This window comes from Mesorhizobium sp. M7D.F.Ca.US.004.01.2.1 (assembly GCF_003997785.1).
GTDB lineage: Bacteria > Pseudomonadota > Alphaproteobacteria > Rhizobiales > Rhizobiaceae > Mesorhizobium > Mesorhizobium loti.
Genome location: NZ_RZRQ01000125.1, coordinates 1 through 10848 on the forward strand (window position 1 = coordinate 1; position 10848 = coordinate 10848).

General features: G+C 61.2%; 12 protein-coding genes. 7 read left to right on the forward strand and 5 right to left on the reverse strand.

What is annotated here, in order from left to right; genetic code table 11:
• From EN993_RS18100 to EN993_RS18110, 3 genes are all read left to right on the forward strand, one after another.
• The coding region (locus EN993_RS18100) for a phage tail protein (protein ID WP_206532384.1) at positions 1-2582 on the forward strand (2582 nt) is incomplete at its 5' end.
• Position 2583: 1 nt separating this feature from the next.
• Positions 2584-3795 carry a DUF2793 domain-containing protein gene (locus tag EN993_RS18105; protein ID WP_127264467.1) on the forward strand — a complete coding sequence of 404 codons (1212 nt, stop codon included), beginning with the start codon at positions 2584-2586 and terminating at the stop codon, positions 3793-3795.
• On the forward strand, positions 3792-5042 hold the full coding sequence (locus EN993_RS18110; RefSeq protein WP_127264468.1) for a hypothetical protein: 1251 nt from the start codon (positions 3792-3794) through the stop codon (positions 5040-5042). Before EN993_RS18105 ends, EN993_RS18110 begins: the two co-directional genes overlap by 4 nt.
• Here EN993_RS18110 and EN993_RS18115 read toward each other — a convergent pair.
• From EN993_RS18115 to EN993_RS18130, 4 genes are all read right to left on the reverse strand, one after another.
• Entirely contained in the window at positions 5006-5881 is an 876-nt protein-coding gene (locus EN993_RS18115; RefSeq protein ID WP_245468890.1) for a sterol desaturase family protein, read from the reverse strand. The genes EN993_RS18110 and EN993_RS18115 overlap by 37 nt on opposite strands.
• A 24-nt stretch (positions 5882-5905) precedes the next feature.
• On the reverse strand, positions 5906-6109 hold the full coding sequence (locus tag EN993_RS18120; RefSeq protein WP_127264469.1) for a hypothetical protein: 204 nt from the start codon (positions 6107-6109) through the stop codon (positions 5906-5908).
• Between the two features lie 62 nt (positions 6110-6171).
• Positions 6172-6450, reverse strand: a complete 279-nt coding sequence (locus EN993_RS18125) for a DUF982 domain-containing protein (protein ID WP_127264470.1) — start codon at positions 6448-6450, stop codon at positions 6172-6174.
• 54 nt (positions 6451-6504) lie between these two features.
• Positions 6505-6870 (reverse strand): hypothetical protein, encoded by a 366-nt coding sequence (locus tag EN993_RS18130; RefSeq protein WP_127264471.1) that lies wholly within the window; start codon positions 6868-6870, stop codon positions 6505-6507.
• A gap of 196 nt (positions 6871-7066) precedes the next feature.
• On the opposite strand from EN993_RS18130, the gene EN993_RS18135 reads away from it, so the two are divergent.
• Complete coding sequence (locus tag EN993_RS18135; protein WP_126068618.1) at positions 7067-7579, forward strand: DinB family protein; 513 nt, start codon at positions 7067-7069, stop codon at positions 7577-7579.
• Positions 7580-7747: 168 nt separating this feature from the next.
• Here the strand turns inward: EN993_RS18135 and EN993_RS18140 are convergent, their stop codons facing one another.
• Entirely contained in the window at positions 7748-8707 is a 960-nt protein-coding gene (locus tag EN993_RS18140; RefSeq protein WP_109662910.1) for a LysR substrate-binding domain-containing protein, read from the reverse strand.
• A 110-nt stretch (positions 8708-8817) separates the two neighbouring features.
• Here EN993_RS18140 and EN993_RS37055 point away from each other — a divergent pair, with 110 nt between their 5' ends.
• The 3 genes from EN993_RS37055 to EN993_RS18160 are packed head-to-tail and all read left to right on the forward strand — an operon-like array spanning position 8818 to position 10819.
• Positions 8818-9651, forward strand: coding sequence for a hypothetical protein (locus EN993_RS37055; protein WP_164757705.1), 834 nt, complete (start codon positions 8818-8820; stop codon positions 9649-9651).
• Positions 9652-9696: 45 nt separating this feature from the next.
• Entirely contained in the window at positions 9697-10623 is a 927-nt protein-coding gene (locus tag EN993_RS18155; protein WP_126068619.1) for a DMT family transporter, read from the forward strand.
• A complete protein-coding gene (locus EN993_RS18160) occupies positions 10616-10819 on the forward strand; it encodes a hypothetical protein (protein WP_109662914.1) in 204 nt (67 codons plus the stop codon). Before EN993_RS18155 ends, EN993_RS18160 begins: the two co-directional genes overlap by 8 nt.
• Positions 10820-10848: the final 29 nt, after the last annotated feature.

The following is a 10848-nucleotide window of genomic DNA, read 5'->3' on the forward strand; positions in this document are numbered from 1 at the left end:
GCCAGGGGGAATTGATCGGCAGCGACACCTTCCTGAAGTTCTATTCCGCATCGACCGGGTCGCTCGAACAGACGCTTCCCCTGACGACGTCCTCTGACGGTGCTGTCAATTACAACTCCGGCTTCAGGATGGTCGACCTGGAAGTCGACGGCGATCGCTATGCAATGGTCCTTCTGGAGGCCTTTGCCTTGATGTGGGTGCTCATCAAGAAGACCGGCTCCTGGTCGATCGAGTGGAAGCATTCGGGCACGGAGCCCGTCAGAACCTTAGCGATGGGTAAGTCATTCTTCTATGGGGTTCCCGACGAGACGGCACCGACCGAAATCGTCATGATCCCGTGGACGGCCGCCTTTGCCGAGAACCGCGTTACCCCGCCCGGCCTGACCGCTTCGATCCGCAACTGCTCCTATCTTGAGGACACCGACGAGGTCCTGATCGTCTGCGCGAATTCGGACCTTTTCGTCTATACGCCCGATCTCGCCACGATGAAGCGGATGTCGTCGGGCAATCCCGACATGGGAGGTGTCGGCTCCCTGTCAGCGAAGCGTATCAACCTTGGTCCTGGACGGATTGGCCTATATTCCAATTCCTCGGTCAAGAGGGTCTACGCCATCCTCGTCCACGACCTTTCGATCGACTACACGATCAAAGTCGAGGAAACCAACTTCGTCGACAAAGCCGGTTTCCAGCCCAGCCAGCCGCCATACGGCTTCAACGCCAAGCACGGCGGCCTCCTGATCCCAGGATCGAGCGTGAAGTCGGTGTTCTGGTTCGTTGCTTCGACGATCGCGTTCGACATGAACCCGGCCCACATCATCCGTGAATGCCTGACCGATGCGACGTGGGGCATGGGTTACCACGACGGCGACATCGACGACGAAAGCTTCAGGGCGGCGGCCGACACCTTTTATGCCGAGCGTTTCGGCCTGTCGCTCAAATGGTATCGCGAGGAGCAGATCCAGGAGTTCGTCACCGTCATCCAGAGCCATGCCGACGCCTACGTCTTCCTCTCGCGCACGACTGGCAAATACAAGCTGAAGCCGATCCGCAAGGACTACGACATCGACACGATCAGGGTCGTCACCGAAGACGACGTCGTCGAATGGACCGAGGTGGTTCGCCGGCAGCCGGCCGAGGCGGTCAGTTCGGTCAACGTCAAATTCTACGACCGGGCATCGCGCAAGGATGGCTCGCACATCGTCACCAACAACGCCCAGGCGATGCAGGCGCAGGAGGTCATCCAGGCGACACGGGAGTATCCCGGCATAAACACTCGCGAGCTCGCGGTGCGAGCGGGGACGCGCGATGTCCTTTCGCTCGGCGCGGGCATGGCTTCGGGGCGGCTGAAGGTCAAGAGAACACTGGAGGACATGGAGCCCGGCGAACCCTTCCGGCTGGTCAGCGAGCGCCACGGGCTTTCCGGCGAGGTCATGCGCGCCGTCGACCCCGGTTTCGGCGATGGCCGCAGCAATGCGATCGGGCTGAAGTTCCTGCAGGACGTCTTCAACCTGGGCGCCGCCGTGATGGCCGACAGCTCGGGGTCGGACTGGGAGAACCCCTCCAGCGCCCCGGCGCCTGCCTCGCCCCGCCTGGTCTGGGAGATGCCCTATCGCGAGCTGCGCCAGATGGTCGGCGACGTGCAGCTTGCGGCCACGCTGGCCGCCGACCCGGACGCGGGTCTGATGCAGGTCGCCGCGACCAGGCCGTCAGCGGATGCCGCCAACGCCGTCATCAATGTCGACGCCGGCTCGGGCTTCACCGATGTCGACACGCTCGATTTCGCGCCGGGCGGCTTCCTCGCCGCTGCGCTGGCGATAGACGACACGGAGATCGTCGTCATCACCGCCCATGACCTGGACGACGTCGCGATTGGCTCGCTGGCGGCGATCGTCGGCCCGAGCCCGCAGGCCACCGAGGTTGTCCGGATCGACGCCGTCGACGGCGGCACAATGACGATCGCGCGCGGCTGCCTCGACACGGTGCCGCAAGCCCACGACGCCGGCCGGGCGATCGTCTTCTTCGACGACTTTTCGCTAAGCGATTTTGAGACCTATTCGGCGGCCGACACGGTCTCGGTCAAGCTGCTGACCACGACAGGCCTGGGCACGCTTGAACGCTCGGCAGCACCGACAGACAGCGTCGTCATGGACAGCAGGGCGATAAGGCCGCTGCGCCCGGCCAACGTGACGGTCGAAGGTGACCGCTATGGACCGGTCGATGCGCCCAGCCTTTCCGAGTTCCTCGTGGAGTGGGCGACACGCAACCGGCTGACCGAGATGACGCCGCTCGGCTGGACGGACGCTTCAGTCGATCCGGAGGCCGGCGCGACCGCGATCATCGAAGTGCTGGACCCCACCGGAGCGACCGTCGTCACCACGCATAGCGGCCTTTCCGGCACCGACTACACCGTTCCGATCGCCTCGTTCGGTGGCAACATGTCCGGCTTCATCCGGGTCGGCGCGGAGCGCGACGGCCACCGCGAATGGCAGGCGCATCAGATCGAAGTTCTGGTTGGAAACGAGCTCGTCCTGGATGGCGTGCCGCTGACGCTGGGCGGCGAAATCCTCTTCTTGGGAGCATGACATGGCAATTGATATCGGGACACCCGCTGCAGCCGGGACTTCTCTGGAAAGAGCCCTCTGGCCACTGACCAGGGTGATCGTGCTCTCGCGGGTAACAGCCTTGCCGGGCGGGGCTACCGACGGCGACATCTACATCGTCCCGCACGGGGCCGGTGCGCATCCTGACGAGATTGCCTTTCGAGAGGCCGGCGCATGGGTCTACGTCACGCCGACAGAAGGGTGGGGAGCCTATGTGCTCGACGAAGGTGAGAACGTCAGGTTCAACGGCGCGACGTGGGATCTGATCATCACGACCGGCATCCCGAGTTCCTACCTCGACCTGGACGGCACGCTTGGTGCCAATTCCGATGTCAAGGTGGCTTCGCAGAAGGCGGTCAAGACCTATGTCGATACGCTGATGGCGACAGTCGGCAACGGCGGAAAAGTCCGCGTCAAAACGACGGGCAATGTCGCCATTTCGACGGCGCTCAATGCCGGTGATGTCGTTGATGGCGTGACCTTGGCGAATGGCGACGCTGTTCTGGTCCCAGTTCAAACCGCGCCCGAGCAGAATGGTATCTACATCGTTGGCGCCGTCCCGGCCCGCAGCACGTCTTTCGACACATATGACGAGCACGCCGGGGCAATCATCGTCGTGGAGGAAGGCACGACCTACGCCGATACCTTGTGGCTCTGCACGGCAAACAAGGGCGGCACGCTCAACACCACGGCGATCTCTTTCATACAGATGGTCTTGTCCGGCACGGTGCCGTCGTCCCGAACGATCAGCCCCGGCACGGGCATGACGGGCGGCGGCGATCTGTCCGCCGATCGGACGCTTAGTGTCGATAAGGCATCAGCGGCGCAAGTGCAGGCCGCCACGTCGAACAAGGTCTTGACGGCAGACATTATCTTCACGGCCGCCGATCCTGCAACGCTGACCGACGCGGCCACCATAGCCGTCGACATGGCTACGTTCTTGAACGCTAAGGTGACGCTTGCTGGCAATCGCACACTGGGCGCTCCCAGCAACCCGAAGAACGGCCAGTCTGGCTGCATCGAGATCATCCAGGACGGCACCGGCACGCGCACGCTGGCTTACCATGCAGACTGGCTCTTCGCCGGTGGCACTGATCCGGTTCTGTCGACGCCCGCCGGCACAAAGGATCTCCTGTTCTATCAGGTGATGTCGAACGGCAAGACCTATGCCAGCCTGGTGAAGGCCGTCGCATGATCCCCGGTATCGGCGCGGCTATCGGCGGGCTTGGCGGGTCGGCGAGCGGCGGTGGCGGTTCCGCGATCTACGCATTCCTCTCGACACAGGCCGACACCGCAGCGGCATCCACGACGTTTATCCTGTCGTTCGGCACAGTCGGCTATGCTAGGCGTGTTTTTCTCGGTTTCGCCGTTGGCGGTGCATCGACCAACATTACGTCCGTGGTCAACAACAGCGTTGGGGCCACGCGTATCACTGACGGCCCTGGTTCCACTGCAGGTCGCCAGGGTCTCTACTACTCCGACGTTCCGGCCGGCGTGGCTGCAACCTTTGTCATCACCACGAGCGCTGCCTGCACGACATGCGTAGGCTCGGCCTATGAGACGACCACGGCCAACATGGTCCTGTTGGATGTCCTTGCCAACTTCGACAGCGGCACGACGTCAATGGCCTTGAGTGACCTTGCCGTGGCCGCTGGCGGCTTCGTTCTCGCTCATGCGCGTGCTGGCGCAACGGATACGCTGGGTCTCACCTATTCCGGCATCGACACGCCGACACAGGATGACCTCACGACATCGGGTTTCCTGAAGGTTCTATCAAAGTCATTCCTGACAACGGAAAACGCGGACACCAACGACGTCGCGGCCACGCTGGCTTTGAGCAACGCGGTCTGGGGCCTGGCGGCTTCGTTCTTCGTGCATGTCGGCGGAATGTTAAACCCTGCTGACAAGGCAGGCCCGATATCGCTGTCGAACATCAACTTGACCGCAACGGCTCTGAGCGCAGGCAGCAGCACTGTCAAAACGACCAACTCATATAGCGGCAGCGAGAAGCTCTACTTTGAGTGGACCGTGAATAGCTCTGGCTCCTTCTTTGGTGCCGGGTTTGGAAATTCCTCGGCTGTGTTGGCGTCACTTCTCGGCATAGATGCCAACGGGATTGCGATCTATAACGACGGGAACGTCTATAAAAACGGGTCCTCAGCCGGGTCGATTGGGGCACTGACGATAGGGAACATCGTTCCGATCGCGATCGACCGGGGAGCCAATTTGTTCTGGTGCCGCAAAGGCGCCGGCAACTGGAACAACAATGGATCAGCTGATCCGGCTACCGGAGTTGGCGGCATTGCCCTGCCGACAGGAATGACGTCAGGAAGTTTCTTCGCGGGCCTGTCGTTGTCGGGAGCGGGCGATCAAGGCACGGTTAACTTGGGTGCCAGCGCCTTCAATCAGACGCCGCCATCTGGCTTTAGCGCATGGGGCTGATCTGTCTCAATTTCAGCTTTTCGCGGCAAAAACGGATAGCCGATCTGGCCAAAATAATTCGCCGGGATCGGGTCGTCGACACCGTATTTGACCGGTGTCTCGGCCCCTGGCGGAACCTGAAACGTGCCGAAGATCGCGTCGATGATCGCCAGCTGGCCGGCGAAGTTCTTGTCATAGGCGATGCGCTCGTTAGCGTGATGCCAATGATGGAATTGGGGGCTGGCGATTACATATTTGAGCGGCCCAAAACTCATTCTGACGTTGGCGTGTATCAACACCCCATGTCCGAGATAGACTATGGAGTAGATCGCGAAGGCCTCTGTCGAAAATCCCAGCAGGAACACAGGCAGCAGAGACACGGTCTTGGTGATGATCTGGTCGACGGGATGGCTGTGGAACGCGGCCAGCCAATCCATCTCCTCGACGCCGTGGTGGATCGAATGGAAGCGCCACAGTGCCGGGACGGCATGAAAAGCCCGGTGCGCGGCATAGACGCCAAGGTCGGTCAGCACGATGATCTCGATGACCTGCAGCCATGTGGCTTGCCCGCTGACGGCCTGCGCTACGCTCGCTGGCACAAGCAGCATCGCCGCGCTGATAGCCGGCACGAACAACACGCCGCCCACCAGGTTGACCAGGGGGCCGTTAGAAATTGCATAGATCGCGTCGTTGACGATCCCCTTGCGGAAGATCTTCTGCGTCGGGCGCAGGGCAAGAACGCGCTCAAGCGGAACGAAGATCAGAACGCAGAGCAAAAGTATTTTGAGGCTAACAAGGTCCACCGCAATCTCCCCCGGATAGCAGTCGACGATTGAACCACTCGGCGGGCAGCCCTGCAAGGCGATGGTTCACGAACGGTTAATTCAGACGATCCTGTGCCAGAACCCGGACTTGAGCCACTGTTCTTCCTGCTGCCGCCTCAATTCGTAGACAGGCACCATCGCCGGCTGTTCCATCACGACTGGTTGCGGGGAAGCATAGGCCGAGGCGGCCGTCTCGATCGCGACATAGGCCAGAAGAGCCGCAACCACCGCGAACGCGATTTGCGTACCTGATATCTGTTCCAAACTACTATTTCCCCGTTGCCGACGTGCATTATGACCACGCAAGGTCAACAACCAGTGAATGTCTACCGGTTCCCGCGAAGCATGCCACACGCCTTGGCGGCGGCCAGGAACGCCTTTCTAGCTTCCCCGGCTGTGGTCCGACCCTCGCCAGCGTCGATGCACGCCTGGACGGCCCTGCGCCACGGAGCGCCCCGCTTCTCCCAGGTGAGAAGCTCCTCGGCCGCCGCCTCGACGCTGCTCACCTCGCGCGTCATGCCAACGCGCGTCGTCCTGACCGGAACCGTAGGTGAGAACCAGAGCAAATTCGCTATCCCCGTCGCCAGGCTGGAATTCTGGTGCATCTCTGGCAGTCGTCAAGGGGCTGGCCTATATCGGCTCGATGCCAGCAGATCGTCTCACCGTCCGTTTTTGCCTACCAGCGAGGCTTCCAGGTCGTAGACGACAGCCCCACGGTGCTGGCGACCTTCCAGCAGCGGCACGAGGCCTTCAAGTTCGCGCGAGATCGGGGCGCGCGTGTCCGGTTGTCGTGGGGCCGAACCGTCATCGGCGGCCGGGCACCACCATACGACTTCGAGGCGTCGTTCATGGGCAAGGACGTCGGCCGGATCATGAAGAACCAACACGGCCGCGTTGCCGGCACCTGGCACTGGGGCCTCTACTATCATGACGCCCTGCTGATGCGTCAGAACGGCAACCGGGGCCAAGCCAACAGCAAAGGACGAGGCCGTGGCCGAGATCGAGCGCGAGTTCACCCGCTTCATAGCTGCCAGCGATCAGTATCTCGCGTGATCCAGAATGACCTTTGAAAGGCCGTTAAACGCCACCAATCTGGTGCCAAGTGAAGTTGCGCGGAGGTGCCAAACGATTTTGCGCGCTACAATAGAGCAGAATGGTCATTGGCGGCGGCGTTCCTGCGGGTTAGGTAGGCTCCGCATCGACGCGAGCCGAGGGGAAGCCATGAGACAGCATTTCATGATGTTTGCGGCCTATAATCAATGGGCCAATGGCCGCATCTACGATGCGGCCGCCGAGCTCGACGACGAGGAATTCAATCGCAATGTAGGTGCCTTCTTCGGCTCGATGATGGGCACGCTCAACCACCTGCTAACGGCCGACCGCATCTGGATGAAGCGCTTCACCGGCGAGGGCGACGCGCCGACGACGCTGGACGCTATCCTGCATCGCGGGCTGACCGGTCTGCGGATGGCGCGTGAAGCCGAGGACCGGAGGATCATCGATTGGGTCGGCGGCCTCAGCGAGAAGTCGTTGACGGGCCGCTTCACCTACATGACCGTCTCGGACATGCGCACGGTCTCGCAAAGGCTGGCGCCGGCGCTGGATCATGTCTTCAACCACCAGACCCACCATCGCGGCCAGGCGCATACGATTCTGACCATCCTGGGACGGCCAAGCCTGGGGTTGGACCTGATGCTCTTCCAGCGCACCGAAGAGGGCAGGGCTTTCGCCTGATCCCTGCGACGTTCGGCGGTTGTGAGTCCGAAAGTTTGAAGGCCCCGCGCGGACTATCGCTACATTTTGTGCTGCAGCATCGTCTCTACATCAGGCCACCAATCTGCAGGCCTCAACTTGCTTCTTGCCGGTCTAATCTCGGCAGACAACCAAATGCTTGCCCGAGATTCAGGCGGCCGTCGAAGCCTCGCCGCTGATTTCGCTGTCCAGCTGGCACTGCGTCAGAGCCGCTTCCGCCATCACCCACTGCTTGAACAACTGGACCTTGCGAGCGGCAAGGCTCTTTGGGGGAGAGACAAAATACCAACCCGCCGTATTCGGGTGGTGCACGTCGAAGGGAGCCACCAGCCTTTCGGCGCGGATATCGCTGGCCATATAGGCACGATTGGCCACGGCAAACCCCAACCCGGCACTGGCCGCCTCATAGGACATCATGCACGAATCGAAATAGATGCTTTTGGTCTCGCTGAGCACGAAGCTGGCGCCGGCGAAACCAAGCCAGGATTGCCAGTTCTGCGTGCAGGTATCGGAATGCAGCAGCGTGAAGTGCCTGAGGTCGTCCGGTGTCACCTTCGACGGCGGTGTGTCGCCGAGAACCTCACGGAACAGCTTACGGCTACACACCGGCGTCAGGTCTTCCCGAAACAGCAGATCGGATTGCAGCCCGTTAAAGTGACCGTCGCCATAGCGGATTTCAAGATCGAACTCGGAGGTTGTGAACTCATGCGTCGCGTAGGAGGTCGAAACGCGCATCTCGATGTCCGGGTATTGCCGCTGGAACAGTGGTAGGCGCGGAAACAGCCAGCGTGCCGCAAAGGTCGGCAGCACCGATATCTTCAGCACATGTTCCTGCGATTGCCCGGTCGCTTCCATGCTGGCGGCGACGATTCGCTCCAGCGCCTCGCGAACGCGCGAGACATAGGTCTCGCCCTCCGGCGTCAGCGACACCGCATTGCCGCCACGCTGGAAGATCTTGAAGCGCAGCTGATCCTCAAGACTTTTCACGCGCTGACTGACCGCTGAAGCGGTGATAAACTGTTCTTCGCCGGCACGCGTGAAATTCCCGTGCCTCGCAGCACTCTCCACGATTTTAAGCGAATTGAGGTTGACCTGACTGAGCAGACGCACGGTTTCGACCTTAAGCTTGGCTTACACTAGCACCAGCATTCCTAATTTTACAGGGGTGGGTGAATTAATCGACTGTTCACCAAGTGTTGCCCCCCTCCTGGAGAAGTACAATGAACGCCCATACAATCCCCGAACTGCGCTATGCGATGAGCCGTGAAGCCATTATCGGCCATGAGACAGCCTGGAAAGTGTCGAGTTTCGGCGTCGCGCAATATCTGCACGGCTATGACCCGGCACTGCTTGCCGCGATCGAGGAGGCTGCTCTGAAACTCAAGGCCAGCCACGCCGTGCACAAGCACCTCGATCTGACCTTCATCACCGGGGCCGACCGTTTCATCCCCGAGATCAAGGAATTGCTGCATGACAAGCTGCGCCTGGAGCGGCTGTCCGACATGATGGGCACCAAGCTCGAGCCTTATCCGCTGTCGATCGTCGGCTCGACGGTTACCTTCATGAATCCGAAGGACGGCGCCGTCGAATGGCATTGCGATGGCGTTCCGGTCACCGAACTCATTCCGCTGTCGATCAGCAACCCGCTGGTCGGCGGCCACCTCGAAATCTTCTGCGATGACTCGGAAACCGGCCGCGCCATCCTCGAATCCGGCCGCGAGATCCCGCGCAACCGTGTCATGCGCATTGATCACAAGATGAACTACGCGACGCTCGGGCAGTTCCTGGGCGTCCTGCATCGCACCGCCCCGATCCGGTTCGGCGAGCGCGTCACACTGGTGCTCAACCAGCGCTCGGTGGCCAAACCCTATGTCGACGATAATAGAATGTTCTATCTCGCCGCCGACAACGACCACGACCGTGAGTGGGTCAACGAGCTGGCCGAAGATGTCTGGACCAACCAGCTGCCAGCCTATCGCCGGTTCGAGGCAGAGCATCCGGTACCCGCCCCCGTCGATGCGTCGGTTCCGGGCGGAGCCAGGGAATCATGGTAATGAACCATGATCCCGAAAAGTGGGAACCGGTTTCCGGACAGGATCATGGTCGAACAGCAAAATAGAGTCCCATGCCGGTTGTTTCGGCATGGATCAGGCTCGATATCCGCGCTGGTCTTCGCTGCCGGCGCGGTTGCATTGTGGTCGACCAATGCGCTGGTCGGCAAATCCCTGCTGGCCAGCCACCCGGTGTCCCAGGTGCAGTTCCTGCAATTTGCGGGCGCTGCACTCGTCTTCGCCGCCATCCGGCTGATGAGCCGGGAAAGAGCCGCGCCGGTCACGGCCGGGGCCGCGCTCATCTCTCTCGCGGTCGGCTTCATTGGTCTGGTCGGCACCATGGTGCTGCAATACATCGCCTTCGCTTCGATGCCGGTGATCGAGGCCAATCTGATGGCCTATACCTGGCCGTTGATGGTCGCGGCGGCGGTCATCGCCTTGGAGAATCCGCGGCGCCCGGCAGTGCTGGGCCTTGCCGCGGTGGTGGGCTTCATTGGCGTTGCACTGGTGATTTCGGGAGGGCGTAACCAGTCTTGGCTCCAGGGCGATCTCGTCGGCTATCTCACCGCATTCGGATCCGCACTGTGCATGGCCTTCTATTCGATCATGGTGGGACGGATTGCCACCTCGCCGGATCGTCTGTTGCTGCCATCGGCGCTGATCGGCGTCGCCTTGACGTTTCTGTGGTGCGTTCGCGACGGCTTCGCCTGGCCCGTCGGTACGGACCTGGCTCTCGGCCTCTATCTGGGCGCCGGTCCGATGGGGTTGGGCTACTATTTCTGGTCACGCGCCTTGAAGCTTGAAGGCAGTGGCAGGGTCGCGGTCGTCGCCTATCTCACGCCGATCGCTTCGACCCTGCTTTTGACCCTGTCCGGTGAAAGGCTGACGATGACGGCCATTGTTGGAGCCGTCCTCGTCATCGGCAGTTGCGTCGCGGTCGGTGTGGAACGTTCGGAGGCCGAAAGCCATGTTTGACGAGAATGAACGTCTGGCCATTCAGGAAGCGCATTGGCTGATCAAGGAGTTTGGCGCCGAGGCGCCGCTTTACGCCGCGATGAAGGCCGAAAAGGCGATAGAACAAAAGGATTTCGGGCGTTGCGCCCGCTGGAAGCGTATTCTGGAGATATTGGCCGACAGCCCTGCTGCGAAGTCTGCAAGTTCCAAGTATTAGATTTTCTAATTTGCATAGCGCCGATTTCG